Here is a 26,565-nt window from a genome sequence, read left to right as displayed (position 1 = left end):
GGCGCGGCCGGGTGCATCAGCACTGCTCGTGACGGGACCACCCCACCGGGCGCGCTCGCTCAAAGCCAAAAGCCAAAGCAAAGCGCTCGCTCCTGCGTCAGCGCGCCCGCGCGCCGCAGCCGACCCGGACATGCGAAAGGGCGGCCCGCTCCGCACGGGCCGCCCTTCCCGGGTACCGAGTTCTACTCGGAGAGTTCCGCCAGCTGGGCCTTCACCCTGGCCAGCTCGGCCTCCAGCTCCTCCATGCGGGTGCGGTGCTGGTCGCGTGCCGCCTCGAGCACCGACTCGATGCCCTCCGCGATGTCCTCGTGCAGCTCCTTCGCCGCCTTGGCCACGGCGATCGCCGGGATGACCAGGCCCGACACCACGCGCTGCGTGCCGTGGACCAGGTCGGCCTGCCACTCGCCCTCGGCGGTGCCCGTCACCGTGAGCGTGAGCTCCACGGTCCGGGTCTTCTTCGCCGTGCTCTTCGGGCGGCCCGCCTTCGGCTTCTCGGCCTTGGGGGCCTCGGCCGGCTTCGGTGCCTCGACCGGCTTGGGAGCCTCGGTCCCCGGCGCCTCGACCTTCGGCGCCTCGGGGGCCGCCGCCGGAGTCTCCTCCACTGCGGTCTCCTCGACTGCCTGCACCTCGGTGAGCGTGTCCGACACGATCAGGTTTCCTCTCTGCGCAACGACGTGACCCCGCGCACAAGTCTAGAACACGTGTTCGATCAGACGTGAATGGGGTCGACGCAGAGCCTAGTCAGTACGGCGGGAGCTGCACGCGCCACTGCCGTTCCACGTCGAGGACGCCGCGCACGGCCTGGAGAGCGGGGATCGCCCTCACCTGTGCTGTTCCGGTGATGACGCCCAGGGCCTCCAGGACCGTGTCCACGACCAGGCCCGCCTCCCTCAGGTCGTCGAGGACCTTCGGGAGGCTGCCCTCCGCCACGGAGACCATCACCTGGTCCACCGGCGAGGTCATGGCGCCTGGACTAGCCCGCCGCCGATGTCGGTGGACGGCAGGGGGAGGCGCAGTGCGGTCGAGGCCAGGCGCGACCACAGTTCGTGGCCCCTGGCGCCCGTCTTCTCCGCGATCAGGGCCGCCACGCCGGACACGTGCGGCGTCGCCATCGACGTGCCGCGCAGGCGCTTGTACTTCTCCGGCAGCTTGAACGACGAGTGGACGTCCACGCCGGGGCCCGCCAGGTCGATCTGGCCGATCTTGTCCACCGTGCCCGACGAGAACGACGCGATGGCGCGGTTCACGTCGATCGCCGCCACCGCGATGATGCTCGGGCAGCGGGCCGGGTGGCCCACCGGCGCGACCCTGCCGGGGCGGGTGGAGGCGTTGCCGGCCGCCGCGATGATCAGCGTGCCCTTGGCCAGGGCGCGCTGGGCGACGGTCTCGTAGATCTGCGAGTACGGCGTGTTCGCCGGGACGTCGGCGCCCAGCGACATCGAGATGACCGCGCAGCCGTTCGCGACGGCCCAGTCGATGCCCGCGAGGATGCCGCCGTCGGAGCCGGAGCCCGCGTTCGACAGGACCTTGCCCGCGAAGATCTCCGCCTCGTGCGCGATGCCGTATCCGGGCGGCGTCGCCGGCTTGCGCGGGCCGCACGACGTGCCGATGCAGTGCGTGCCGTGGCCGTGGCCGTCCTGCACGTCCTCGCCGGTGATGAACGACTTCGTGGTGATCGCGCGGCCCGCGAAGTCCGGGTGGTTCTGCTCCCAGCCGGTGTCGAGCACCGCCACCTTGACGCCCTTGCCGGTGGCCGTGCTGACGTCCGCGCCCACCGCCTGCAGGCCCCAGGTGAGCACCGACTCGTCGGCGGCCGGCTCGGCCTCCTCGGCCGGTGCCGCGAACACGCGCACGACGCGTTCCGGTTCGACGACCTGCACCGGGCCGGGGCGCTCGGCGGCGCCGTTCAGCTCGGCCAGCAGGTTCGGGTCCGCGGACACCACCGCGACACCGAGCTCCGGGAAGACCTGCACGGTCTCCGCGTCCAGGTCACCGCTGTCCGGGTCGAACCCGGCGATCGCGCCGAGTTCGGCCACCCCCTCGTCGACGGCGTTCTCCTGCAGCAGCACCAGGAAACGGCCGGTGGTCTCCACTTCCGCGGGTTCGGTCATGACTGTTCGCCCCTACTCTCCGTTTTGCTCCCACTAGAGAGTCGTCACGAAGAGGCGGTCGTTTCAGGCCGTTTGCCTTCTCCGCTGGAAGAATTCACCGATCGGCTCAACGTACTTGGCCGCGATGGGCCCGAGGATCGCCATCAGCAGCACGTACGCGGTCGCCAGCGCGGCCAGCCGGTCGTTCACCTGACCGGACGCCACGGCCAGACCGGCGATGACGATGGAGAACTCCCCGCGCGCCACCAGAGCCACACCCGCGCGCATGCGCCCCATCTTGCCGATGCCCTGCCGGCGCGCGGCCCACCAGCCGGTCACGATCTTCGTGGCGGTCGTGACGACCGCCAGCGCCACCGCGATTCCGAGCACGGGTGGAATCGTGCGCGGGTCGGTGTTGAGGCCGAAGACGACGAAGAACATCGCGGCGAACAGGTCGCGCAACGGCTCCAGCAGCCGGGTCGCGTTCTCCGCCGTCGAGCCCGAGATCGCGATGCCGAGCAGGAACGCGCCGACCGCCGCCGACACCTGCAGCTGGGACGCGACCCCGGCCACGAGCAACGCCGAGCCGAGCAGCTTGAGCAGGAACACCTCGTGGTCGGGACTGTCCACAATGGCCGAGATGAACCGGCCGTACTTCAACGCCACCACCAGGACCACGGTGATCGCGAGCAACGAGATGCCGACTGACGTGAGGCCGCCGAGGAAGCTCACACCCGCGAGGACCGCCGTGAGCACCGGCAGGTACACGGCCATGGCCAGGTCCTCGAACACGAGCACGGACAGCACGACCGGCGTCTCGCGGTTGCCGAGCCGGCCGAGGTCGCCGAGGACCTTCGCGACGATGCCCGACGACGAGATGTAGGTGACGCCCGCCATCGCGAGCGCGCCGACGGGACCCCAGCCGAGCAGCAACGCCGCGATCGCGCCTGGCGCCGCGTTCAGCACCAGGTCGAGCACGCCGGCCATCCACGAGCGCTTCAGGCCGGTGGTGAGCTCCGCCGCCGAGTACTCGAGGCCGAGCAGCAGCAGGAGCAGGACCACGCCGATCTCGCTGGCGAGGTGGGTGAACTCGTCGATGCCGTGCAGCGGGACGAACCCGCCCACGCCGAAGCAGAGGCCGCCGACGAGGTAGAGAGGGATCGGCGAGATGCCCATCCTCCGAGCGACGCGGCCGAGGAGTCCCAGACCGAAGAACACCGCGCCGAGCTGGATGATGGCGATGGTTGTCTCGTGCACTGTGCTTTAACCGCCGTGGAGGATCTCGGCGGCGGCGTCGAGGCCCTCCGCGGTGCCGACGACGACCGCGAGGTCGCCGTTCTCGAACAGGAAGTCGGGGCCGGGCGACGGGTGGGCGTTGCCCGAGCGCACCACGGCCACGATGGACACACTGGTCCTCGTGCGCAGGGCGGTCTCGCCGAGCGTGCGGTTCGCGAACGCCGTCACCGGCAGCTGCCGGGTCGTGATGCCCTCGATGTCGCGGTGCTCCTCGCGCAGGTGGGCGACGAGCTGCGGCGCGCCGAGCAGGCCCGCGAGCGTGTTCGCCTCCTCCGGGGAGAGCGGTATCGACGCCGAGCACGAGTCGGGGTCGTCGGCCTTCGAGACGATGAGCTCGAACTTGCCGTCCCGGTAGGTGATCACGCCGACGCGACGTCCGGCGCGGATCATGAAGTCCTGTCGCGTGCCGATTCCCGGCAGGGGCGTGATCTCTACGTTCACGCAGATCATGATACGGGGATGTTTCCGCCAGTTCGCCCGGTGCGACGCGGGTGGGTGGTGCGCGATCGCGTGCCCGGTCCCGACGTCGACGAGTTCGCCGAACCCGGCCAGGTGGTCGGGGCGCTCGCGAGAGCCCCGCACGGCACGTTGCTGGCCGTCCAGCACCCCCACCGCACGCCGGCGGCCCTCGCCGCGGGCACCGGGCTGCTCGAGGCCCTGCCGCACGCCAGGGCCGAGCTCGCCGCTCTGATCAGACGCGCGTACCGGGAGGTCACCGACGTCGTCGCGCCGTACCGGGTGGACGGGCCGGACGGCACGGCGTGCGGGCTGCTGTGCCTGGTCGACCCGGACGCGATCTCCCACACCGAGGACGTCTACCCGGACGTGGTCGCCGAACGCGGCCAGGTCCTCGCGTCGCTGGGCATCGCGACGAGCGCGGCCATGCTCGTGCCGGTCACCCCGCACGACGGCCTGACGCCGCTCGTGCTCGGGACGACCGGCGAACCGGCCGCGTCCGTTGTGGACTCCGGCGGGCGGCGGCACTGGGTGTGGCTGGTCGGGCCGGGGGAGCGGCAGGACGCGTTCCTGGAGGCGGCGGGCGCGCACCCGTTGCTCGTCGCGGACGGCAACCACCGGGTCGCGGCGGCGCGGTCGGCGGGGCTGTCCGGGCTGCTCGCGCTCATCACGTCCGGGCCCGGCCTGCGGGTCGGGCCCATCCACCGCGCGATCACCGGCACCGGCCTGCATGCGGCCGACCTGGTGGCGGCCTGGGAACGGGCGGGGCTCGCGGTGTCGTCGTTGCCGCACGTCGTCGACCCGGAACCGGGCGTGGTCGTGGTCCGCTGCCCCGACGACGTGCTGAGGGTCGAGCTGCCCGCCGGGCACGGGATCGACCACGCCGTCGTGGAGTCGGTGCTGCTGCACGCCGCGCTCGGGCTCGACCCGGAGAGCCCGTTCGTGCGGCCGGTCGTCGACCCGGCGGTGGAGGCCGAGGCGGTGCTGCTCATCGCGCCGGTGCCGGTGCGGGAGGTGCTGGCGGGCACCAGGATGCCCCGCAAGAGCACCTACTTCACCCCGAAGCCGCGCAGCGGGCTGCTGCTGGCCGACCTGACGTCGTAGGGCCCTGCCCCGCGGGTTCGTTCGGCCCTGGCCCGCCGCCGGGACGGGAGGCCAGACTCGGCCGTTCCCGGGTCGTCGTCCTCAACTTCGCCGAGGACGAGGACCCGGGAGAGCCTTCCGGCACTGGCGGTCGCGGGCCCTCCGTCGTCTCATGGCGGTGTGCGATCCGCCGCACCCCGATCCCGTGAGGCGCCCGAGATGAGATCCGTACCAGGCACGCTGGAGGTGCGCCGCCGGGGCGCGTCCCTGGCGCTCGCCGGCGAGGTCGACCTCACGACGAGCGACCTGCTGCGGTCGGAGCTGGAACTGGCCTGCGCCGTCAGCGAGGGCGACGTGGTGGTCGACTTCACCGACCTGACGTTCATCGGGTCGAGCGGCCTGCACGTGCTGATCGAGACGGCGGCGTCGCTGCGCGAGCGGCGGCTCGTGCTGGTCGGCGGGGGATGGGCGGCCTACGTCGTGAACCTGCTGGGGCTCACCGTGACCTACCCCAACATCGTCGTCGGCGGCGACGTCCACTGAGGACGCGCTAGGGTCGATCGCATGGCGGTGCGAGCGATCAGGGGAGCCACGCAGATCGACGCGGATTCGCGCGACCTGGTGCTGGAGGCCACGGCCGAGCTGGTGCGGGAGGTCATGTCCCGCAACGGCCTGACGACCGACGACCTGATCAGCGTGGTCCTCACCGCCACACCAGACCTCGTCTCGGAGTTTCCCGCCTACGCCGCCCGCCAGGCGGGCCTGTCGGACGTGCCGCTGCTGTCGGCGACCGAGATCGCGGTCCAGGGCTCGATGCCCCGCGTGATCCGCCTGCTCGCGCACGTGGAGACGGACCTGCCGCGGTCGTCGGTGAAGCACGTCTACCTGCGCGGCGCCGCGGCGCTCAGGACCGATCTGTCCCACTGACCGCCCGGCTGATCGCGTCCACGTGCCGGTGGTCGGTCCCGCAGCAGCCGCCGAGCACCGTGATCTGCGGGAACTGCCGCCGGAGCCGCACGTAGCCGGCGGCGAGGGCCTCGGGGTCGCCCCGGTCGAGCGTCTCGGCCTCGTCGAGCTCCGCGTGGCTGAGCGCGGACGCGTTCGCCCGGACGCCCCTGATCCTGCCGGTCCACGCGGCGCCCGGTTCGAGGACGGGCGCGAAGTGGGAGGTGTGCGCGCAGTTGACCATGTATTAGGCCGGGTAGGCGCCCGTGTCGCGGTCGACGGCCTCGATCGCCGCCCCGAGCGACTCACCGGACGGCAGCCGGCCGTCGGTCTCCACGGTGAACGAGATGACCACGGGCGTCCCGGCCTGCTTCGCCGCGTCGACGACGCCCGTCGCCTCCTTGCTGGTGGTCAGCGTCATGGCGGTGACCAGGTCGGCCGCGGTGCCGGCGAACGTCCGGACCTGCGCCGAGTGGTAGGCGCACGCTTCCTCGCGGGTCATCACGTCGTCCGCGCGGTACCCGTCGCCCCGCGGCCCGACGCACCCGCTGATGACGACGGTCGTGGCGAACCGGCTCCGGACGCCCTCGAGGAGGTCGACGGCCCGGCGGTTGGCCTCGGCGAGCCGCGCTTCGCCGTACCCGCGTCTTCGCGCCCAGTCGGGGTTGGCGCGCCACGTGGCGGTCTCGAGCACGATCCCGACGCCGTCGCGTTCGGCGATGCCCGCGTACCGCTCGAAGTACCGGGTGAGCGCCGCCCGCCCGGCCGCGTCCTCGAGCAGCGGGAACGCGGCGAAGTCGGGCAGGTCGATGCCGTCGTCGAAGATCAGCGTGGTCTCGGCGCCGCCGTCGGTGAGGAAGATGCCGGGGGAGAGCTGGGGCAGTGCGGCCATCGGGGCCTCCAGGGCGGAGGCACCAGTGTGCGACGCCCCGCACGGTCGCGCAGGGCGTCCGTGCGGCTCAGAACTCCTTGCCGGGCAGCCACCCGTTGGGGATGTCCGTGACGCGCCAGCGCGGCACGGTGACCCTGACCGCGCGGATCGGCGTGGCCAGGAACGGCGCCGCCTCGGGCACCTTGGCCACGAGGTGCTGCCGCACCGCCTCGTCCTCGGCGCCGTCCACGACCACCGCGGTGCCCTGGGCCTGCAGGAACGGCTCCATCGGCGACCCGGTCGACACGACCAGCGCCACCTCGGGGTTCTGCCGGATCGCCTTGAGCGTCCGCCCGCGCTCCTCCAGCACGAGCACGAGCGTGTGCGGCCCGTCCTCGGCGAAGTAGACGCCGCTGACCCACGAGCCGTCCGCGCCCGCCGTGGCGAGGAACATCGACTTGTGCGCGGCCAGCGTGCTGTGCAGCAGCGCCGCGACGGCGTCGTGCTGTTCGATGGTGGTCACTGAGCCCTCCGTGTGTTCGGTGATGCGCCCACCTGATCGGCTCGCGCGGCGCGCGGCTGTTGCGGATTCCACCGATCGATACCGCCGCGCCGTCCCGATCGAACGGGTGCGCCGCCGCGCTCGGCGTCCCGCCTGCGGTGTGAGCGTCCGCACCAGGCACAATGAGCACCGTGGGCGTCTCGGAGGGAGCTGTGGTGGGCCAGGGTCAGTTGCGCGGCGTGGTGGCACTCGACGGACCGGCCGGCACCGGCAAGTCCACCGTCGCGAAGCGACTCGCGTCGGCGCTCGACGCCCGCTACCTCGACACCGGCTCCATGTACCGGGCGGTCGCGCTGGCGGTGCTGCGCGCGGGCGTCGACCCGGCCGACCAGGTGAAGGTCGCCGAGGTCGCCGACACCGCGGTGCTGCTGGTCGGCACCAGCCCGGAGAAGCCGGGCATCACGCTCGACGGCGACGACGTCTCCGCCGAGATCCGCGGCCCCGAGGTCTCGCTGGCCGTCTCGCCGGTGTCCGCCACCCGGCACGTGCGCGAGGTGCTCGTGGCCCAGCAGCGCGCGATCATCGCCGACGCGCTGGACCACGTCGGCGGCATCGTCGTCGAGGGCCGCGACATCGGCACCGTCGTGTCGCCCGAGGCCCCGCTGAAGGTCTTCCTGACGGCGTCGGCGGACGCGCGGGCCGCGCGCAGGACCAAGCAGGACAGCGCCGCCGGTCGTCAGTCCACTGTGGACGCCGCGCTGGCCGACGTGCAGCGGCGCGACCGCTACGACTCCACCCGTGCGGTGTCGCCGATGAAGGCCGCCGACGACGCCGTCGAGGTCGACAACACCGACCTCGACCTCGCGGGCACCGTGACCGCGTTGCTGGAGCTGGTCGAACGGCGCGGGCTGCGGGTGACGGGGTGACGCTTCCCCGCGGGAGCTCGCCCTGGCTCACCGACCTCGGCCGGTGGATCGCGCGCGTTCCGTACGCGTGGCAGTTCCGGATTCGGGTGCACGGCCGCGACCGCGTACCCTTGAGCGGCGGCGTGGTCGTCGTCGCCAACCACAGCTCGATGGCCGACGGGCCCATCCTGTTCGGTGTGCTGCCCCGGCGCGTGACGTTCCTGATCAAGCAGGAGATGTTCAGCGGCGTCGTGGGCGACCTCCTGGGCAAGATCGGGCAGATCCCCGTCAAGCGCGGAGAGGCCGACCGCACCGCGCTGACCAGCGCGTTGTCCGTGCTCAAAGCCGGTGGGGTGATCGGGGTGTTCCCCGAGGGCACCCGCGGCGAGGGCGACGTGGCGAACGCGCAGAACGGCGCGGCGTGGCTCGCGAAGGCGTCCGGCTCGGTGGTGCTGCCGGTCGCCTGCCGCGGGACCTACCGGGCCAAGGGCTTCCGGCCCGAGGTCGACGTGCTGATCGGTGAGCCGTTCCCCCTCCCCGAGGGGAAGGGACGAGCGGCCCTCGGCGTTGCCACCGAACAGGTGCGCGACCGCCTGGCGACGCTGGTCGCCGAACTCGATGGACAACGCACGAGTGAGGGAAGACGATGACGGACCTGGACGGCACCTGGGAGGACGAGGCCGACTGGTCAGCCTTCGACGGCCTCGACTCCGAAGACGGCGACGAGAGCGCTCCGCCGCAGCCCGTGCTCGCGGTGGTCGGACGGCCGAACGTCGGCAAGTCCACGCTGGTCAACCGCATCATCGGCCGCCGTGAGGCCGTGGTGCAGGACGTGCCGGGCGTGACGCGCGACCGGGTGGCCTACGACGCGCTGTGGAGCGGCCGCAAGTTCACCGTGGTCGACACGGGCGGCTGGGAGCCGGACGCGCAGGGCCTGCAGGCCGCCGTGGCCGCCCAGGCCGAGCTCGCGATGGCGACCGCCGACGTGATCCTCGTGGTCGTGGACGCCTCCGTGGGCGCGACGACGACCGAGGAGGCCGTCGCGAAGGTCCTGCGCCGCTCCAAGAAGCCGGTGATCCTCTGCGCGTCCAAGGTGGACGACGACCGCCTGATGGCCGACGTCGCGTCGCTGTGGTCGCTCGGCCTCGGCGAGCCGGTCCCGGTCTCCGGCCTGCACGGCCGCGGCTCCGGCGACCTGCTCGACGTGATCCTCGCGAAGCTGCCCGAGACCCCGCGCGACGACTTCGGCGCCCGCGGCGGCGGCCCCCGCCGCGTCGCCCTGGTGGGCAAGCCGAACGTCGGCAAGTCGTCCCTGCTCAACCGCCTGACCGGCGAGAACCGCTCGGTCGTCGACTCGGTCGCCGGCACCACCGTCGACCCGGTCGACTCCCTGGTCGAGCTCGACGGCGAGGTCTGGCGCTTCGTCGACACCGCCGGCCTGCGCAAGCGCGTGAAGTTCGAGAGCGGCGCGGAGTACTACGCCTCGCTGCGCACCAAGTCGGCGATCGAGACCGCCGAGGTCGCGATCGTGCTGCTCGACGCCCACGAGCCGTTGTCCGAACAGGACCTGCGCGTGCTGACGATGGTCGTCGAGTCCGGCCGCGCGTGCGTGCTGGCGTTCAACAAGTGGGACCTCGTCGACGAGGACCGCCGCAACGAGATGGTCCGCGAGCTCGAACGCGGCCTGGTGCGCGTCCCGTGGGCCGACAAGGTCAACATCTCGGCCCTGACCGGCCGCGCCGTCCACAAGCTGGCCCCGGCCCTGCGCACGGCGCTGAACTCGTGGGACACCCGAGTCCCGACCGGCCGCCTCAACCAGTGGCTCACCGAGCTCATCGCCGCCACCCCGCCGCCCGTGCGCGGGGGCAAGCAGCCGAAGGTCCTCTTCGCGACCCAGGCCTCGACCCGCCCGCCGACCTTCGTGCTGTTCACGACGGGTTTCCTCGAGGCCTCCTACCGCCGGTTCATCGAGCGCAGGCTGCGCGAGGAGTTCGGCTTCGAGGGCAGCCCGGTCCGCATCTCCGTGCGCGTGCGCGAGAAGAAGAAGGCCGGCGCCGGCAAGAAGTAGTTCTCCGGACCACCCAGGTGACCTATTTGCCCTCAGGCCGTGCGTGCGGTTGGTTGGGTTGGTGGCCGTACGCGTGGTGCTAGCCGACGACGAGGCCCTGCTGCGGCGGGGCCTCAAGGTCCTCCTGGAAGCCGACGGGCGGGTGGAGGTCGTGGGCGAGGCCTCCGACGGCGCCGAGCTGCTGGACGAGGTCCTGGCCCACCTGCCCGACGTCGTCCTGGTGGACGTGCAGATGCCGGGCGTCGACGGCCTCGAGGCGGTCCGCAGACTCCGCACCTGGGCCACCCCGCCCGCCATCGCCGTGCTGACCACGTTCGACCTGGACGACTACGTGGCCACGGCCCTGGACCTCGGCGCCCAGGGCTTCCTGCTGAAGGACGCGGAACCGGAAACCCTGGTCCGCGCCGTGGTCGACCTCGCAGCCGGCGGCGCGGTCCTGGACCCCCGCATCACCGCCCGCCTGCTCCCGCGCCTGCGCGGCTTCCGCGCCAACAGCCAGCTGGACTCGCTGTCGGCCCGCGAACGCCAGGTCCTGGAACTGGTCGCGGGCGGCCGCTCGAACCATGCGATAGCCGAGCACCTCTGCCTGTCCGAAGCCACGGTGAAGAGCTACGTCTCCACCGTCCTGACCAAACTGGGCGTGGAGAACCGGGTGCAGGCGGCTCTGGTCGCGCACCAGGTCGGTGTGTGGTGAAACGACTCCTCCAGGAGCTCCTGACCGTCGGCCTGGCCGCAGGCGTGGTCCTGCTGACCCAGGACCGCCCCTACCCGTGGTCCCTGTGGGCCGCCATAACGGCAGCCCTGCTGCTCCCTCTCCGCCTCCGCTGGCCGTGGCTGGCCTCCCTGGCGTGCGTTCCGGCGGTGGCAGGAGGCCTGGGCTGGGCCCCGGCCCTGGTAGCCCAGTACCGCCTGGGCCGCACGGAGAAATCGATCCCGCTCCAGCTCTTCTGGGTGCTGTCCCTGACCGTGGCGGCCGTGGCCCCGGTACTGCTGACCGAAACGATCCCCCCGGCCTCCCTCCTCCTGGCCCTGGCGTTCGCCTTCGGCCTGGCAGCCGCCCCCACAGCCCTGGGCGCCCTGGTCACCACCCGCAGGGACCTGACCCAGTCGCTCTACGAAACCCGCAGAGCCAGAGCCTCCGAACTACAGGCCCAGGAAACCTCGGCAAGAGCAGCCGAACGAGCCCGCATAGCCCGTGAGATCCACGACGCGGTAGGCCACCACGCCACCCTCATCGCAGTGGAGTCGGCAGCCCTGGCCGCCACCGCGACAGACCCGTCAGTACGAGAGACGGCACTCCGACTCCGTTCCCTGGCAAAGGAATCCCTGTCGGAGATGCGAGCGGCCCTGGGCCTGCTGAACTCGGACACCACCTACCCGTCCCTGTCGGAACTGGTGGACCGGGCCCGAGTGGCGGGCGTGTCCGTGACCCTGTCCGAAACAGGCGACGCCTCACTACCGCCGGCGATCTCCAGAGCCCTCTTCCGGGTAGTCCAGGAAGCCCTGACCAACGTGACGAAACACGCCCCGGGCGCCGCCGTGACGGTGACAGTCGACAGAGCCGCACCGGTACGAGTCTCAGTCGTGAACGGCCCAGGCACGCTACCTCCGTCAGACGAGCGAGGCGGCGCGGGCCTGCACGGCCTGTCGGAACGAGTCCGCCTGGCAGGCGGCACCCTGACCACCTCGTACAGGCCGGACGGCGGCTTCACCGTCAGTGCCGTCCTACCGCCCGGTAAGTCGAAGGTTGACGCACAAGACTCGACTTTCGGCGGTGGCGGCACTGCTCCAACCGACGCATAGTGGTGGCTGTCGGTCGAGGATCGGGGGATCGGTCGGACCGAGGGACGCGGGGACCCGAACATCGGGTCCCCGCCGTATATCCGCAGGTGGCGGCGGGTCTTGGGCCCCGTTTTTGATCTCTGTCCGCGGTGTTGTACGATTCTTCCTGCACGCCGGGGAACCGGGAGTGTGGCCGGGACGTGGCGCAGTTTGGTAGCGCACTTGACTGGGGGTCAAGGGGTCGCAGGTTCAAATCCTGTCGTCCCGACGGTCTGAATCAGCCCGCTGATTCTGGGTGAAAGCCCAGGTCGGCGGGTTTTTTCGTGTGCTCTTTTCGATCTTGACGTGACTGTCCACAGTGGTCTGTACTGGCCGGTAACCCAGTGTTTGGGAGGATTTTGGGAGAATCGGTTTGCGCGGAACGAAATGAGGTCGCGTTGCCTAAAGCGAATCATGTCCCCCGATCGGGTGTTCTCCCAGGCCGTGATCGGCGTGCGGCGGATTTGTCCAAGCGGCGCTGCCTGGCGATCTCATAGATCGTGCGCGCTGACACCTGGTGCACTGGGTGGTGCTGGTGCGGCGACGATCGATGATCCTCGGGCTGCGGTCGTCTGGGGTGTTGTTCCGGCGTGTCGGGCCAGGGCCAGCGTGGGTTGGACGAGCATGCTTCGTTCGCGAGCCGGTGAACCGCAGGGGCGTGACGCTGCGGGGTCATCGTCGTGTCGGCTGGATTTGAAGGCTCGACAGTATCCGCGCAGGTTCGAATCCTCGGCGGGAGTACCAAAGGATGGGAACAGGGCTGACCAGCGGTTTTGTTCTGGCAGCCTGGTAGTGGAGTCATCGTTCGGCCTATCTATGCCCGAGTAGCACCCGTTCGGGGCGGGCTCTGGCCCGTCCCCGCATGGGGTGTTGGGGTATGAGTTCCAGTGATGCGCCTGGGAAACCACCGCAGTCATCTCGATGTCGAGGATGTGATCCCTCGCTGGGACGTGAGTCCAGCGTGGCCTCAGTAAAACGTCTGGGATGCCCAGCCACACGACGGGTCCGGGACGTTGCCCAACCTGAAGTTGAGGCGATGGCATGGCGTGAGCCTCGATCGCCCAGCTCATGCCGTGCCGTCGCGTCACATCCCGGAGCCGTGCGGATCGATCCGCTGCCTGGAGTGATGATGCGGGAGGGCGGTGTGTTCACGGTTAGCGGATCATTTGGCGAGCAGCCTCAGAGCCTCCGAATCAACTGGACGACGCCGCAGCGCGATCACCCATCGCTGAGCTGTGCCGGAGACGGTGACGTGGCCAAGGGCCATGCCGCGGCCAGCGGCCGCGACGGACATGTCGGTGATCTCGCACCGCCCTCTTCCCCAACCACTGACGACATCCGCGACTGGTACCCCAGCCCTAGGCGCAGCACAGTCTCACGTCCGGCGTATTCGCCGTGCACGTCGTTGCCGATTGGCGTTATTCCATTCGGCGTCGCTGCAATATTCGGAACGTACGTACGGCTTGGTAAATGAAGCGTCGAATCAAGGCTTGCTCAAGTGACGTGTCGTCTCCGCGCTGATGTGCGCTACGTTCTGGCGCAGATTCTCCTGAGAGAAAGGAAGAGGCTTCTTCGAGTCTGGTGCCGACTGTCCGCCCAGAGGCGACGCTGAGCACAGGAACTCCTGAGTTCGGTGTGCTAGCCAACGAGTGACGTGCGGCTGGCGCGCCACCTGAAATTGGCATTTAGTCCTGTGCTGCAACGTGCGCGGATTCGGCCGCCTTCGGCGGCGGTCGGAGCGTGAGCAGGGGGATCAGTGGAGTTCGGATTGCTGGGGCCCTTGGCCATTTCGCACGAGGGAAGCCCGATCACCCTGACGAAGGCGGTGCCGCGCGCGACACTGGCCGTGTTGCTGCTGCACCACGGGCACCCCGTAGCGGTCGAGCGGATCATCGACGTCGTGTGGTCGGAGGCCGATGGACCGCCACTGACCGCCAGGAGCATGGTGCAACGAAGCGTGAACTCTCTGCGGGAGCTGTTCAGGGTTGATCCCGAGACCACCCTGCGCACGCGCCCCGGCGGCTACGAGCTGACCTGCCGCGAGGGGGCACTTGACCTGCGGCGTTTCGAGGACCTGGTCGACCAGGCTGACGGGTGCGGGTCGCTGCGGGAGATGGCCGCGGTACTGCGTGAGGCGCTGCGGCTGTGGCGCGGGGATCCGCTGTCCGATGTCACCAACCGCGGGCTCGAGTCGTTCAAGACGGGCCTAACCGAGCGGCGCCTCACCGTAGTCGAACGTTGCATCGAGCTCGAACTGCAGCTAGGCCGCCATCAGGAGATTGTCGCCGAGCTGCAGTCGTGGACCGACACGCATCCGTTCCGGGAGAGCATGCTGGCGCTTCTGATGCTCGCGCTGCATCGCGGCGGTCGCACTACCGACGCGTTGGCCGCTTACGCGGACTTCCGCGCGCGGCTGGCTGAGGAGGTGGGGACCGATCCCGGCACTGCGGTCCGCATGTTGCACGAGCGGATCCTCAACAACGACCACACGCTCGCCGCGCCGGTGCAACGAGGCGTCGACACGGCGATACCCCAAACGGCGACCGACCATGCCGACACGCCTTCACAGCCTGCCTGGGTAGTCCCTCGTCAGCTTCCGGCGGGGCCGCGCTGGCTGGTGGGCCGAGACGAGCAACTGGCCCAACTCGGTCAGGCGCTCGCGGCCCGCGAGACTGGTCAGATGGCGGGCGCGGGCACTCCGGTCGTCGTCGTCGTCGACGGGATGGCGGGGATCGGTAAGACCGCTCTCGCGCTGACGTTCGCCCACCAGGTCAGCGACCGGTTCCCGGATGGGCAGCTGTATCTGAACCTGCGCGGGTTCGGCCCGGCTGACACACCGATGGCCACCGGTGAGGCCGTTCGCACATGTCTTGACGCGCTCGCGGTCGCGGTCGACGACATTCCGACGTCGCTACAGGCACAAGCCGGGCTGTACCGCAGTCTTATCGCGAACCGGCGGATGCTGGTCGTGCTCGACAACGCCGCTGACGCCGAGCAAGTACGACCGCTGCTGCCCGCCAGCCCCGCCAGCATGGTGATCATCACGAGTCGGCGGCGCTTGGAGAGTCTGGTGGCCACCGACGGTGCCATCCCGCTCGCGCTCGAGGTTCTCAACGCCGCTCAGGCGTATGCCTTGCTCGAGGCGGGTATGGGTGCGGCACGGCTGGCCGCCGAGCCCGACGAAGTCGACGAGCTGATTGCGCGGTGTGCGGGGCTGCCGCTGGCGCTGCGGATCGTGCTGGCACGAGCGCTGACGCGGCCGGGGTTCGCCCTGGCCGCTCTGGTGTCCACGCTGCGCGCGGCGCAGGACCGGCTCGGCTCGTTCGACGGCGGAGACCCGGTAACGAACCTGCGCGTGGTGTTTTCCTGGTCCTACCGCGATCTGCCCGCCGACACCGCCTGGGTCTTCCGCAGCCTTGCGGTGCATCCCGGGCCGGAGATGTCGGAGTCGTCGACCGCGAGCACGTCAGGCCTGTCCCGCCCCGCCACGCGCGCGGCGCTGGCCGAACTCGTGCAGCTGCACCTACTACAGGAACGCGCCCCAGGCCGGTTCAGCCTGCACGACCTCATCCGCCTCTACGCCGTGGATCACCTGCACGGCGACGGCGACGAGGTGATCGGCCGCGCACGGCAGCGCCTGGCCGACCACTACCTGCACTCGGCACATCGCGCGGCGATGCTGCTGTATCCGAGCCGGGACCCGATCACGATCGCGGCACCACTGCCAGGGGTCTGCCTCGACGAATTCGCCGGCGAACTTGAGGCTCGCGCCTGGTTCGGCACGGAGCATGCGGTACTGCTCGCTGTGCTGCACGACGCCGCCCGGCACGGCCTGCACGCCCACGCCTGGCAGATCCCGTGGTCGATGGTGGACTACCTCGACTGGGGCGGGCACTGGCGCGACTACATCGCAACCCAGCAGATCGCGCTGGACGCCTCAGCTGCACTCGGCGACCTCAACGGCCAGATCCGCGCGCATCGAGGCCTGGGACGTGCGCACTTGCGGCTCGGCGACATCGAGACCGCCCGAGGATTCCTGACCCGCTCGCTGCAGCTGTCGCGGCAGAGCAACGACCCGCTGGGTGAGGCGCAAACCCACCTGATCCTGGCGTGGATGCACGAGCAGGACAGTGATTTCCGTTCAGCGTTGGGTCACGCCGAGCAGGCCCTGGAGGGGATGCGCGCGGGGCATGACGGCAGGGGAGTAGCCAACGCGCTCAACACAGTGGGCTGGTACCACACCCTGCTCGGCCAGCACAGCACGGCGCTGCGGTACTGCGGGCAGGCATTGGAGCAGCACGAGCAGCTCGACGACCCGCAAGGCCACGCCGACACCTGGGACAGCCTCGGCCACGCCCATCGCGGCCTGCAGGACCTGCCACAGGCGATCACCTGCTACACCCGTGCCGTCGAGTTGTATCGCACGATCCAGCACGGCTACGACGAAGCCACCACTCAGGCAAGCCTGGCCGAGACGCTGCTGCTGTCCGGTGACAAGGACCGTGCCCGGGCCGCCTGGGAACATGCGCTCACCCTGCTGGCCCCGCTGGACCCGGACGAGGCCGACGCCATCCGCTCACGCTTGACGGCCCTGTAAACCGACCCTGCGTGTCTGGCGAGCTCACTCAGCCGATCAGCGCCGGATCATCGGTCGATCAGCGGTCTTCACCAGGCTCAACATGCCCGAACAACGACGGGGGCACACCGGCTCCCGCCACCCTCGGGCCCGCGGCCAGCGCGCCGCGCGAACGCTGCCTGGAGGACAGACATGAACACGCTGTACCGACTCATCACCGCCACCGGCATCGGGCTGGCGGTGCTGGCCGGCGCCTCGGCGACCGCCACCGCCGCTACCCCGGCCGACGGACCCGCCGCGCCGACTACCACCTCGGCGGCCGCGCAGTTCGAGATGGCCCTGGCGCCGTCGCAGACGAGGCAGCTGCCCGCCGGCCTGGCCGTCCCCGACGCCACGGTGACCGCCGAGGGCATCGGCGTGCTGGCGCAGGGCGGCTTCGACCGCGACCACTGGTGGATCAAGATCAGCAAGGCGGAGGTGATCGCGATCGGCGCCAACGCCGTGTGCCGCGCGGTGTTCCGTACCGCGGGAGGCGTCGTGTGCCCGCCGATCGTCGCGGCGGTCAACTGGCTGGTCGCGCAGTTCCCGAACGCGGGCGGCTTCTGGGCCGAGCTCTACACCAACGGCCGCGTGCGCGCGGGCACCTGGTAACCGGCTTTGCCTGGGTGGCGTCTCAACCAGCACTGGTGAGACGCCACGCTGCCACCGCCCCAGGCTGATTACATGTTAATTCACAATTAGATTCCCATCGGCCAAGAATGCCCATGTCAGTGAGGCTGAACAATGAAAGTAAGGAAAGCCGAACCAAAGAATCTTACCGCTGAAAGATGAAGTCTTTTATGACTGGCGACTCGATCAGAATACTCGGCGGTAACCCTAAATGTTGCCCAAGCCCCCGAAGAACGCGTGGCGGAGACCGGAAATATGCATGATGATCGCCTCAAGTCGATCACTCCTGGGGAGAATGGAACGGTCGCTGATGGACGGAACAAACGTGTTCGGCGATGACGTGCCCGAACTCATCGATCCGCGCCTACTCGGCGCAGACGACGAGGACCGGACATTGCGCGCGGGCGCGACCTATGTGCCGGGCCGATACCAGGACGGCCGCACGGACATCGTCGACGTGGAAGTCGTGCCGACCAACGACGGGCACAACGTGATCCTGGCCTACTCGTCGCTGCCACGCCTGGTCGAGTGCATGGGCGAGCAGCAGCCGTGGGTGGAGCTGCCCGCGACCATCGACCCCGCCTCGTTGCAGCTGGGCACGGGCGCCGACATGGTGCTGTGGGATCAGGAACTGCCCCAGGAGCTGCGCCGCGAGGACGGTGCACATGGACAGCGGTAAGTTCCGCGTCGACCTCGACGAGCTGCGCCCGATCGGGCGGTCATTGGCCGACGCTCAGCAGGACCTGCGCGAGCAGTGCGAACGCATGCCCCATCAGGTCACCGACGCCGGGAGGTCGACCGCGGCGCTCGACGCCGCCCTGGTAGCCCTGCTCGGCGGCGCCGCCGAGCTCCTCAGCAGCCTGGGCAGCGCTCACGACTCGCTGAGCGGCACCTACGAGGAGTACCGCGACACCGAGGACCGCAACGTGATCGGACAGCAGCGGCTGGCCGGCCTCGACGCGCTGTTCACCCCCACCCGACACCCGTGGGCCGGCAACACCGCCGGTCACCCCTCGACGGAGCACCCGTGATCGCACCGATCAGTGGCCCGCAGATGCCACTGCCCCAGCCGCCCCGGCCGATCATGGGCGGACACACCCTGGCGACCAGGGTGGACGGCGACATCCGGCAGCTCTGGGACAAGATCGCCTGGCTGACTGGGGTGGCCTTCGAGATCGCGCGAGTGCAGGACACCCTGCACGCCGCCCGCGCGGCCTCACTACGAGCCTGGGACGGCCGGGCCGCCGACCGTGCCCGCGACAAGCTCGGCCGCGACGGCGCCACCGCAGGCGATCTCGCCGCCGCGGCGCGGCGCGTAGTGCAGGCGCTCACGGTCTTCGTCTACGAACTCGAGGCAGTCGTCGAGTCCATGGCGCAGGCGCGCGACCTGGCCCGCTCGGCCGGCTACCGGCTCACCGCCGACACCATCCAGTTCCCGCTGCCGATTGTGGATCCCGCGGCTACCGGTCCCGGCCGGACCATCACAGCGCTGGTCACCGCGGCCCGGCGCAAGGAAGCCGCGGCGCACCAGGCACTACAAACCGACGTGGCCAAGGAGAAGACCTTCTTCGAGGCTCTCCTCACCCCGACACGGATGCTCGGGGTGGCCCGGGGCGTGTTCACCACCTCGATGGTCACCTATCTGGCCAAGCCCGCGCCCGCCGTGGGCCAGTTCACTGCGGCCGAGCTCACCGCGCGCCTCAACACCGCGGTGGCCTTCGCCGACAACACAACCGGCGGGCTGCGCCACACCGCGCTCAGCCAGGCATTCGATCTGGCGCCGCGCATCCCCGCTGCCGAGCTCAACGCACCACTCACGCTCGGCCCCGCAAGGCTGGTCGGCAATGACATGCCGTACGCCAAGGCTGTCCTCAAGCCGCTGCACGTGCCCGGCGGTGTCCTGGGCCTCGCCGGGACCGGCCTGTCGATCATGCACGGCACGCCGCCGACCACTGCGGCGGCCGCAGGGGCGGGCGGCTGGGCGGCCGGCGCTGCCGCAAGCGGCCTCACCGAGGTGCTCCTCACGGCTGCGACAGCCGCACGATTTGGAGCCCTGGCCGCCGGACCGATCGGCTGGGCCGCCTTCGTGGTCGGGACCGCGGTCAGCGCGGGCGTGGGCTACGCCATCGAGCACCACTGGAGTGACTGACAGCCCAATGGGCGTGCAGGCCGCGAGGACCTGTCGACGACCACCGCTGCCCTTGGCCACCCACGCCGCAGGGGCGCGGAGGCTGATCACGTGGCGTGGAGATTCGGACATCGTCTCTGATCTCCACGCCATGATCACGGCCACACAGAACAAAACAGCGTCGTCTGAGAAGCCAGGGGGCGGGCAGAGGTCACCTGTCGAGTTGGCTTCTGAGGCAGCGTCACCGGGCGGGGGCGGCACCGAGCGGAGCAGATTACCGGCGCCGTGCCCGCGACTGATCAGACCGATGCCCGGCAGGCGGCCTGCCGGCGGGCTTCGCGGCCGGCTCAAGGAGGAGATCATCAAAAGAAGTTCTTCAGGCGTCGCCATCGGATTGCTCCTGACGACGCTGGTGGCCTGTGGCTCGAGTACAGACGAGAAGGCGGCGTCTCAGAGTGGCGGCCGCAGTCATGCGTGCGAGAGGTTGTCGTCTGGCGACGCCAATCTCGGCAAGCTCAGCGATGCGATGAACGAGCTCGCCGACCCGGACTCGACTGAAGCGGCGCGAAGCAGGTTGCGCGAGACGGCGGAAGGCCTTCGAGGCATGGCCAGGAGCGCTGATCTTGAAGGGGCCAACGATGCTCTCTTGAACACTGCGGACGCCTTGGACGACCTTGCGGGAAAAGGTTTCTCGGACGAAGGAGCCGCGACTCGCGCGGCTGACGCCTTGGCCGAGCTCGGAAAGAAGTTGGAGGGGCCGTGCAAGCTCGGCGAAAACTGATGCGTCTCATGGCTGTCATCGCAAGTTGGGTAATCGCTGTCGCGGGCACTGGCACGCCGGCGATCGCGGCGCCCGCGCCAGGACTTTGCGCCATGGACGAAGCCAGGGGAGTGGTTCCGGCGGACTACCCGATCGAAGCGTGCACGACGGTGTCGGAAGTCATCCTGAGGAACACGCTCGCGCTTCCGGTCCAGATCAAGCTCACCGGCGACGCACCCGCTGTCCAGTCGGTCGACGTCAACCAGGGACTGGCCGCTGTGCTCACCCGGCTGCGTCATTCCGACCCCTCCATCCTGATGCCGGGTGACGTCGCGCGCGTTCCACTGGGCAGGGGCGGTTCGACGATCTCGGTCGACCTCTCGCGCGCGGGCCGAAACTTTGCTCTGCTCACCACGCTCGTGACGTTCATGCCTGGGCTTCAGCTCGCGGATGTCAAGAAGTACTGGGGCATCTACACGACCCTGATCACCGAGATCTCGGACGTCTACGCCGACTACGAGAACTGCGTCGCGGACACGAACTGGGTCGAGCGGCTCAAGTGTGACGTCCTACGGGTCAGGAACGTCGAGTTTGCGGTCGGCAGGGCCGTCGCGTCCGGCCTCTCGAAGAAGCTGTTCAGCCTCTTTCTGAGCCTGCCGACCTTCTTGAAGTGGGCTGACGCCCAGCCGAAGGACGCGGGCAAGATCATCCACGGTACGCGCACTTTGACCGTGGCCGCCAGGACGACGAGCGAGCCGCCCGTCGTGACTACCGAGGTGATGAAGCCCGCAGCGCCGGCCCTGACCAACTTCTCCGTCCAGAGTGTTGGCGTGGGTGTTGCCGCAGTGACGTTCGACGTTGGCTGGACAGCCGGCACGGATCCGGTGCGGTGTGTGATCTACGTGGACGACTCGGCCGTGCAGGAAAGCCAGTGCGGAACGCGTTCGTCGACGCGAGTCACCGGCCTTGCCGCAGGTGTGCACAGGTTTAAGGCGCTCGTCCGTGACCGGCTTGGCAACACCAGCCAGTGGTCGCCAACTCTGGCCGTCGACATCCCCGGCGACGGCGACTCGGTGCCGCCACCGCCGGTTGCTCCTGTGGAGCCGAAGCCGACCGTGGCCAACTTCGTCGTGGTTGTCAAGGGAGGCGGGAACGTCGGAGTCGCGTTCGACGTCGGCTGGCAGAGCGGCCGGGACCCGGTGATCTGCCACTTCCTGATCGACGGACAGATTTGGTTCGAGGCTCAGTGCGGCACGCATTCGTCGAAGCAGTTCAACGGTGTCAGTCCAGGCCAGCATGTCTTCGACGCCCAGGTCAGCGATAGGTTCGGTGTCTACAGTGATCCGGTGCCGTCGATTGTGCGAACCACGACCTGATTCTTCCTTGTCGAGGCCAAGACGACTCACGGGGTCCGATGCCTTCTCTGACAGCCTCGACAAGGGATCGACAGGGCATCGACCTGCACGAGATCGTCGTGCGGTAGGCCGGACCTCAGGCAGCGCCTGGGCATCATCGCCCGGATTGCCCAGCGATCGCGACAAGCGCAGCTCGTCAGATGCAGAAGCTGCGTCATCCGTCGGAGGCCGAGGCATTGTTCGGAGGCCAGTGGCCGCGTTCCCTCCTGACGGTTGGTGATCTCGGTGCATGCCGCCGCCCTGGTCGGATCTCAGGGAGGGCACCATTCCGCGGGAAAACGTTGTGCGGAGGACCGAACCTCGGGCGGTAGTACCAGAAGATTGCGAACAGGGCTGACCATTGGTTTCTCCGCGTCAGTCTGGTGATCGAGTCATCTCTTGGGGTGTGTTCGCCTGAGTAGTTTCGTGTGGGGCGATGCCCTCGCAATCCCGCCCCACACCCAGGTCCGGACGTTTGCTGCGGTCAAGTCATCATGCGCTGTCGCGGCGAAGTCGGGCAGCGGTGCGGATGAGCGACCGTACAGAAGTGGTGCGCCAGGGTTCGGGCAGCAAGCGGTCGATGATGCGGCGTACTTTCCGGCAGTGCCACCACAACAGAGGCGAGACGAGGAACAGTCGCTGATCCATAGGGGTGTGCAGTCGTGCACGAAGGCGACCGCGCAGCGACTCTGCGATCCAGTCGGTGAGGCCCGGATACTGGGCTTCAACCTGTGCGAGGAAGCCCCGCACATTTGGTGTGTCGCCTTGGCGCAGGCAGGACTCCAGGGTGTGGAAGTAGTTGCGAACGTACCGGTTCAGAGGGAAGGTTCGGGCGATTGCGCGGATCTCGGCTTCAGGGTTGCCAGTGAGGTCGTGGTAGGAGCGTTCTAGAGCCTCGAGGCTATCGAATCGGCGAACATCGCGTCGGGAGCTGGCAGAGTCGGACCGTTTCACGTAGATGGACAAAGTGCGGTCGAGCAGGTCGACCTGGCGGGCGCGGGCCAGCGCCTTATAGGCGAACTCCATGTCCTCCCCGCACGTGCTTCCCTCGACGAAGCGAAGGCCGTGGTCAAGCAGGAACTGCTGCCGGTACGCGACGCTGGCCGTCCATGTGCGGAACGTCCGGTCCACAACCCGGTGCCGTAGGGCAGTGAGCCCTGAGACTCGGCCGGGATGGGGAGGGTGCACATCGAAGTACCGACGGAGAATGTTTCCAGCCGGGTCGACGGTGTCCCAGCCCCAGCAGATCAGGTCGGGCGAGTCACCGCCGACCTGCGTCACAGCGCTCACCAGGTCTGGGGCGACTCGGTCGTCCCCGTCGAGGAAGAGCACATAAGCGCCTGCAGCAAACTCGGCGCCGGCGTTGCGGGCGGCGCTGACGCCCCGGTGAGGTATGTGCACGAGGCGCGGTCGGGGAATCTCGCCCTTCGCGAACACCTGGCACACGACCGCGGCGGTGCTGTCGGTAGAGCCGTCGTCGACCACGATCACCTCGAAGTCCTTGCTGGTCTGCATGGCGAGGGACGCGAGGGTGTTGCGGATGTGCCCTGCCATGTTGTGGACAGGGATGACGACGCTGAGACCGATCCGAAGCGGTACTAGTTCAGTTGGGTCGGACATCGTGGAGCCGCCGTCGCGGGATCGAATCGACCACTGACCGGGATGAGCAGTTGACCAGCTCGACGCCTGTGTTGACGCAATATAGCCAGAGGAATCGGAACCCGATAAGCACTTCGAGATATGACTCGGCGCACCGTTCCATTGTCCGCTTGGCGAACTGGGCGGAAAACCAGGCGTTTAACTCCGGCGACACTTCGTACGCGTAGTATTTGTCGGCGTTGTCATTGAGTGCGGCGGAGATATTGGCGATTATGTTGGTGGTGTCACAGCCCAGGAGGTAGATTCGCTGAAACCCCATATGGATAGCCAGGAGAACGGCGTGCTGCACGACTGAGCAGAAACGGGGGATGATGCGAGTGGCGTCGGTGCGGATGACGTAGTAATCGGAAAAGTAGAACGGGTTACAGAAGTAACTTACGTTCCCGTTGGTGTCGAGCCTGTGTGCGCGGATGAATCCGGCCTCGGAACTGGGTGCGAAGCAGACCGGCGACCGATCTCCGACGAAGATCTTACGCAGCGTCGCTAACATCGGTGCGTCGACTTGGGAGTCCGGGTCAAGCGAGAAAAAGCGCCGGTCGGACAGTACGTGATATCTAGGGTAGATGCCCGCGCCGAGGTCGTCGGCGGTGAGGTTGTTGACGGTGAAGACCACATCGTCAGCGAGGACCGACAAGTCGTCTTCAATCAGAGAGGGCCCGTTGCCCAGGATAAAACAGTCCTCTCCGGCGTGGATGCCCTGGAACCGGTCGTTGTCCCGGATCAGCTTCCGCTCGGTCGGATGGCGCGCCAGGTATCGCGCCTCGCGTGCCATCAGGGCGGCCTTGCGCGGCAACCTCAGTGCCGGACTGTACGTTCTCATCGGTCATATCCGGGACGCGATGTGTGTTGTCCGGCGAACAAGGGTAGTGTTCGCGGCCGCTTCGCGTGGGCATTGGCGACGGTCCACAGATACTGAGTCTCTTCGACGGTATCGGTGAGATGCATTGAATGCTTGCCTACCTGGGCGAGCTTGCGCACAGTGTCTTTCAATTCGGCGAGATCAGCGGACGAGTCTGCCCGCACCAACAAGACGTCCAGCTGCTCCGATTCCCGCCAGCATGCCTTGGCTTTATCGTGGGAGAAGCGGAAGCCGTCGGTCGGGGTCCCGACCCACGGTTCGCCGTCATAGGTGTCGATGAGGAAGCTGCGCAGGTGTGCGTACTCGGTTGGCCTCAGAATCAGGCGACGATGGACGGCGGTCGTGGCCGCGATTGCAAGGTGCGCGCGGTGAGTGGCGTATCCCGCAAATAGTGCGGGCCAGAGTACTAGCGCACGCAGCACTCCGGGCGTGCGCGGATCGGGCTCAGCCATTGGTGCTCCTTTCCGCGCGGCGTTACGACATCAGGAAACCGTGGCCGCCGCGCTCCTCGTAGAGCCGCTCCGCGATCCAGAAGTCCAGAGGGGTGTCAATGTCCACGCTTTCAACATCATCGATGATCCGCAAGCGGGGAGTACGGCCCACGACGTTGCGGCATTTGATCATCGTCTCTCGTGTGAGGACGTTGATGGCGAAGTTTAGCGCGATGATGTCGGGGAGGTCCTGGCTGCGGGGCTGGGCGGCGAGGTTGTAGTTGATGGGGCGGTTATCCCGGAACAGGAACTCTTTGATCAGGCTTCCGGTGTTGAGTGAGTCGAACCGGTTGTCCCTGCGGACGAACTCTGCTATAAGGCGTTCGATCGTTGCGTCGCGAATCAGCGGGCTCGTGCAGTTCGCGTAGACGATGACGTCGGCGTCGCACTGGGTCGCCATATGCGCATAGACATCGCTCATGGACACTGTGCTGGTCGCGTAGTATGGATCTCTGGTGACGGTTTCGCAATCCAGCTCAGCGGCAATAGAAAGCGCTAACGGATCGTCGGAGTTTACGATCACGCTGTCGAGGACCCGCAAGCGCTTTAGTTGCACAAGCTTGCTCTCGAGAAGTGTGGTTCCAGAGAAGGGGCGGGTATTCTTTGCAGGCACACGCACGGATCCAGCCCGGACGGCCACCATCGCTTTGATCTTCAACGCAGCCTGCCTGTTATCTGGGTATCGAGTGCCCACGCAACTGTGTTTGCGATTCCCTCGGTAAAACTCACTGTCGGACTCCATCCGAGGTCGGCATTTATGCGCTCGTAGCTGCAGTAGATGCCGAATTGGTCGCCTGGTGTGGACCCCTCGTAGCGCACTTCCACCGGGAAGGGCAGGTTCGCGCGGATCGCCTCGACGAGTTCCCTGACCGTGGTCTTGTGAGCGGTTGCGACGTTGTATACAGTGAAGCGCGCTCCGTGATTATGAGACCCTGCGAGGATCAAACTCTCCACGGCGTCGCTGACGTGTACGAAGTCGCGAAACCGGTCGGAACTACCCTTGACATGAATGCGACCGGATGACAAGGCTTGGCCGAGGAAAATGCTGACCATTCCCTGCCGCAGATTAACCAGGCTCTGCCCAGGGCCGTATGTGTTGTTGAACCGGAGGGCGGTGCACGCTAGGCCACGCTCGGCGTAAAGGCGCATGTATTGCTCGCTGGCGAGCTTGCCAACGGCGTAGAAGCTCTTCGGCGCAGTCGGCGCGGTCTCGACCACCGGCATAAGCTCTTGATCGCCGTAAACGGACATCGAACTGGCATAAACGAACACGGGGCACTTCGCGCGGCACGCGAAGTCCAACAGCAGGAGGGTCGACGTCACATTGCTGTTCAGGTCAAACACCGGATCGTCGAAGCTCGGAATACCCCCGCTTTGTCCTGCAATGTGGTAAATCGCGTCGAAGGTCCGACCGTTGAGTCTGGCGATGACTGCGGGGTCGGAAACGTCCCCGATAACGCGCTCGCACCCTTCGGGGATGTTGTCGAGGTCACCGGAGGAGAGGTTGTCGATCGTCAGGACCGCGTGTCCTTGGTCGAGGAGTCGCCTCGCCAACCACGATCCGATGAACCCAGCAGCGCCGGTCACGAGTGTGTCGCCCATCAGTGTTGAGCCCCCTCTCGGCGCTTCAGTACGCAGGGTGACCATCGCACAACGATCAGACACTGTTACAGGACGCGACCGCGGCACAACCAAACCCAGGTGTTCGCCGGCGAGATTGCCAGAGATCGCGCTGGAGCCATGCACATGCACATGCCGCGCCGTCGGTCGGAGGCCGAGGTTTATCCGAGGCCAGTGGCGGCGGCATTGCCTCTTGCCGATTGGCGATCTTGGTGCGTGCCGCCGCCCTGGCCGGACCTCGGGAAGGGCACCAACCTGCGCGAGATCTTCTGCGGAGGGCCGGACCTCGGGAAGGGCACCAACCTGCGCGAGATCTTCTGCGGAGGGCCGGACCTCGGGAAGGGCACCAACCTGCGCGAGATCTTCTGCGGA

General features: G+C 68.3%; 26 protein-coding genes, 1 tRNA gene and 1 pseudogene. 16 read left to right on the top strand and 12 right to left on the bottom strand.

Going from position 1 to position 26,565, the window contains the following annotated elements:
• Positions 1 to 182: 182 nt before the first annotated feature.
• The 5 genes from ACFWGZ_RS19235 to ACFWGZ_RS19215 all read right to left on the bottom strand — a co-directional run bounded on the left by ACFWGZ_RS19235 (position 183) and on the right by ACFWGZ_RS19215 (position 3,827).
• The gene (locus ACFWGZ_RS19235; protein WP_382452883.1) at positions 183 to 647 is read right to left on the bottom strand and encodes a DUF6319 family protein; all 465 of its coding nucleotides are present in this window, start codon (positions 645 to 647) and stop codon (positions 183 to 185) included.
• 94 nt (positions 648 to 741) lie between these two features.
• Positions 742 to 963, bottom strand: a complete 222-nt coding sequence (locus ACFWGZ_RS19230) for a hypothetical protein (protein ID WP_382452882.1) — start codon at positions 961 to 963, stop codon at positions 742 to 744.
• Positions 960 to 2,111: a S8 family serine peptidase gene (locus ACFWGZ_RS19225; protein ID WP_382452881.1), complete on the bottom strand. Its 1,152-nt coding sequence runs from the start codon at positions 2,109 to 2,111 to the stop codon at positions 960 to 962. The genes ACFWGZ_RS19230 and ACFWGZ_RS19225 overlap by 4 nt, the downstream gene beginning before the upstream one ends.
• A 63-nt stretch (positions 2,112 to 2,174) precedes the next feature.
• Positions 2,175 to 3,347 carry a cation:proton antiporter gene (locus ACFWGZ_RS19220; protein WP_382452880.1) on the bottom strand — a complete coding sequence of 391 codons (1,173 nt, stop codon included), beginning with the start codon at positions 3,345 to 3,347 and terminating at the stop codon, positions 2,175 to 2,177.
• A gap of 6 nt (positions 3,348 to 3,353) precedes the next feature.
• Positions 3,354 to 3,827 carry a cation:proton antiporter regulatory subunit gene (locus ACFWGZ_RS19215; protein WP_382452879.1) on the bottom strand — a complete coding sequence of 158 codons (474 nt, stop codon included), beginning with the start codon at positions 3,825 to 3,827 and terminating at the stop codon, positions 3,354 to 3,356.
• Between the two features lie 18 nt (positions 3,828 to 3,845).
• Between ACFWGZ_RS19215 and ACFWGZ_RS19210 the strand changes: the two genes are divergently transcribed.
• The 3 genes from ACFWGZ_RS19210 to aroH all read left to right on the top strand — a co-directional run bounded on the left by ACFWGZ_RS19210 (position 3,846) and on the right by aroH (position 5,852).
• Complete coding sequence (locus ACFWGZ_RS19210; protein WP_382452878.1) at positions 3,846 to 4,946, top strand: DUF1015 family protein; 1,101 nt, start codon at positions 3,846 to 3,848, stop codon at positions 4,944 to 4,946.
• 198 nt (positions 4,947 to 5,144) lie between these two features.
• Complete coding sequence (locus ACFWGZ_RS19205; protein ID WP_382452877.1) at positions 5,145 to 5,468, top strand: STAS domain-containing protein; 324 nt, start codon at positions 5,145 to 5,147, stop codon at positions 5,466 to 5,468.
• A 21-nt stretch (positions 5,469 to 5,489) separates the two neighbouring features.
• Positions 5,490 to 5,852: a chorismate mutase gene (aroH, locus tag ACFWGZ_RS19200; RefSeq protein WP_382452876.1), complete on the top strand. Its 363-nt coding sequence runs from the start codon at positions 5,490 to 5,492 to the stop codon at positions 5,850 to 5,852.
• On the opposite strand, the pseudogene ACFWGZ_RS19195 reads toward aroH, so the two are convergent.
• Both ACFWGZ_RS19195 and ACFWGZ_RS19190 read right to left on the bottom strand, forming a co-directional pair.
• Positions 5,830 to 6,762 (bottom strand): annotated as a pseudogene (locus tag ACFWGZ_RS19195) (homocysteine S-methyltransferase family protein). The gene aroH and the pseudogene ACFWGZ_RS19195 sit on opposite strands and share 23 nt — an antisense overlap.
• A 67-nt stretch (positions 6,763 to 6,829) precedes the next feature.
• Complete coding sequence (locus tag ACFWGZ_RS19190; protein WP_382452875.1) at positions 6,830 to 7,264, bottom strand: pyridoxamine 5'-phosphate oxidase family protein; 435 nt, start codon at positions 7,262 to 7,264, stop codon at positions 6,830 to 6,832.
• 218 nt (positions 7,265 to 7,482) lie between these two features.
• Here ACFWGZ_RS19190 and cmk point away from each other — a divergent pair, with 218 nt between their 5' ends.
• The 13 genes from cmk to ACFWGZ_RS19125 all read left to right on the top strand — a co-directional run bounded on the left by cmk (position 7,483) and on the right by ACFWGZ_RS19125 (position 21,546).
• On the top strand, positions 7,483 to 8,169 hold the full coding sequence (gene cmk / locus ACFWGZ_RS19185) for a (d)CMP kinase (RefSeq protein WP_382452884.1): 687 nt from the start codon (positions 7,483 to 7,485) through the stop codon (positions 8,167 to 8,169).
• A complete protein-coding gene (locus tag ACFWGZ_RS19180; protein ID WP_382452874.1) occupies positions 8,166 to 8,798 on the top strand; it encodes a lysophospholipid acyltransferase family protein in 633 nt (210 codons plus the stop codon). Before cmk ends, ACFWGZ_RS19180 begins: the two co-directional genes overlap by 4 nt.
• Positions 8,795 to 10,216 carry a ribosome biogenesis GTPase Der gene (gene der, locus ACFWGZ_RS19175; protein WP_382452873.1) on the top strand — a complete coding sequence of 474 codons (1,422 nt, stop codon included), beginning with the start codon at positions 8,795 to 8,797 and terminating at the stop codon, positions 10,214 to 10,216. The genes ACFWGZ_RS19180 and der overlap by 4 nt, the downstream gene beginning before the upstream one ends.
• 61 nt (positions 10,217 to 10,277) lie before the next feature.
• Positions 10,278 to 10,910, top strand: coding sequence for a response regulator (locus ACFWGZ_RS19170; protein WP_382452872.1), 633 nt, complete (start codon positions 10,278 to 10,280; stop codon positions 10,908 to 10,910).
• Positions 10,907 to 12,019 carry a sensor histidine kinase gene (locus ACFWGZ_RS19165; protein WP_382452871.1) on the top strand — a complete coding sequence of 371 codons (1,113 nt, stop codon included), beginning with the start codon at positions 10,907 to 10,909 and terminating at the stop codon, positions 12,017 to 12,019. Before ACFWGZ_RS19170 ends, ACFWGZ_RS19165 begins: the two co-directional genes overlap by 4 nt.
• 173 nt (positions 12,020 to 12,192) lie before the next feature.
• Positions 12,193 to 12,266, top strand: a tRNA-Pro gene (locus ACFWGZ_RS19160).
• A 1,527-nt stretch (positions 12,267 to 13,793) separates the two neighbouring features.
• Entirely contained in the window at positions 13,794 to 16,634 is a 2,841-nt protein-coding gene (locus ACFWGZ_RS19155; RefSeq protein WP_382452870.1) for a BTAD domain-containing putative transcriptional regulator, read from the top strand.
• A 171-nt stretch (positions 16,635 to 16,805) separates the two neighbouring features.
• Positions 16,806 to 17,264, top strand: coding sequence for a hypothetical protein (locus tag ACFWGZ_RS19150; RefSeq protein WP_382452869.1), 459 nt, complete (start codon positions 16,806 to 16,808; stop codon positions 17,262 to 17,264).
• Between the two features lie 313 nt (positions 17,265 to 17,577).
• Positions 17,578 to 17,961, top strand: a complete 384-nt coding sequence (locus tag ACFWGZ_RS19145; RefSeq protein WP_382452868.1) for an SAV_915 family protein — start codon at positions 17,578 to 17,580, stop codon at positions 17,959 to 17,961.
• Positions 17,948 to 18,313, top strand: coding sequence for a hypothetical protein (locus tag ACFWGZ_RS19140; protein WP_382452867.1), 366 nt, complete (start codon positions 17,948 to 17,950; stop codon positions 18,311 to 18,313). The genes ACFWGZ_RS19145 and ACFWGZ_RS19140 overlap by 14 nt, the downstream gene beginning before the upstream one ends.
• Positions 18,310 to 19,431, top strand: coding sequence for a hypothetical protein (locus ACFWGZ_RS19135; protein WP_382452866.1), 1,122 nt, complete (start codon positions 18,310 to 18,312; stop codon positions 19,429 to 19,431). The genes ACFWGZ_RS19140 and ACFWGZ_RS19135 overlap by 4 nt, the downstream gene beginning before the upstream one ends.
• A gap of 286 nt (positions 19,432 to 19,717) precedes the next feature.
• Entirely contained in the window at positions 19,718 to 20,191 is a 474-nt protein-coding gene (locus ACFWGZ_RS19130; protein WP_382452865.1) for a hypothetical protein, read from the top strand.
• Between the two features lie 8 nt (positions 20,192 to 20,199).
• A complete protein-coding gene (locus tag ACFWGZ_RS19125) occupies positions 20,200 to 21,546 on the top strand; it encodes a hypothetical protein (protein WP_382452864.1) in 1,347 nt (448 codons plus the stop codon).
• A gap of 510 nt (positions 21,547 to 22,056) precedes the next feature.
• On the opposite strand, the gene ACFWGZ_RS19120 is transcribed toward ACFWGZ_RS19125, so the two are convergent.
• From ACFWGZ_RS19120 to ACFWGZ_RS19100, 5 genes are read right to left on the bottom strand one after another with little or no spacing between them, the layout of a single operon-like run.
• Positions 22,057 to 23,184 carry a glycosyltransferase family 2 protein gene (locus ACFWGZ_RS19120; protein ID WP_382452863.1) on the bottom strand — a complete coding sequence of 376 codons (1,128 nt, stop codon included), beginning with the start codon at positions 23,182 to 23,184 and terminating at the stop codon, positions 22,057 to 22,059.
• Entirely contained in the window at positions 23,168 to 24,043 is an 876-nt protein-coding gene (locus tag ACFWGZ_RS19115) for a hypothetical protein (RefSeq protein WP_382452862.1), read from the bottom strand. The genes ACFWGZ_RS19120 and ACFWGZ_RS19115 overlap by 17 nt, the downstream gene beginning before the upstream one ends.
• Positions 24,040 to 24,534 carry a hypothetical protein gene (locus ACFWGZ_RS19110; RefSeq protein WP_382452861.1) on the bottom strand — a complete coding sequence of 165 codons (495 nt, stop codon included), beginning with the start codon at positions 24,532 to 24,534 and terminating at the stop codon, positions 24,040 to 24,042. Before ACFWGZ_RS19110 ends, ACFWGZ_RS19115 begins: the two co-directional genes overlap by 4 nt.
• Positions 24,535 to 24,556: 22 nt before the next feature.
• Positions 24,557 to 25,231: a cytidylyltransferase domain-containing protein gene (locus ACFWGZ_RS19105; RefSeq protein ID WP_382452860.1), complete on the bottom strand. Its 675-nt coding sequence runs from the start codon at positions 25,229 to 25,231 to the stop codon at positions 24,557 to 24,559.
• Positions 25,228 to 26,220, bottom strand: coding sequence for an NAD-dependent epimerase/dehydratase family protein (locus ACFWGZ_RS19100; protein WP_382452859.1), 993 nt, complete (start codon positions 26,218 to 26,220; stop codon positions 25,228 to 25,230). The genes ACFWGZ_RS19105 and ACFWGZ_RS19100 overlap by 4 nt, the downstream gene beginning before the upstream one ends.
• Positions 26,221 to 26,565: the final 345 nt, after the last annotated feature.

The organism is Lentzea sp. NPDC060358, assembly GCF_042725365.1.
Taxonomy (GTDB): Bacteria; Actinomycetota; Actinomycetes; order Mycobacteriales; family Pseudonocardiaceae; genus Lentzea.
The sequence above is the reverse complement of the archived record's forward strand: the minus strand, read 5'-3'. Positions and strand labels throughout refer to the sequence as shown.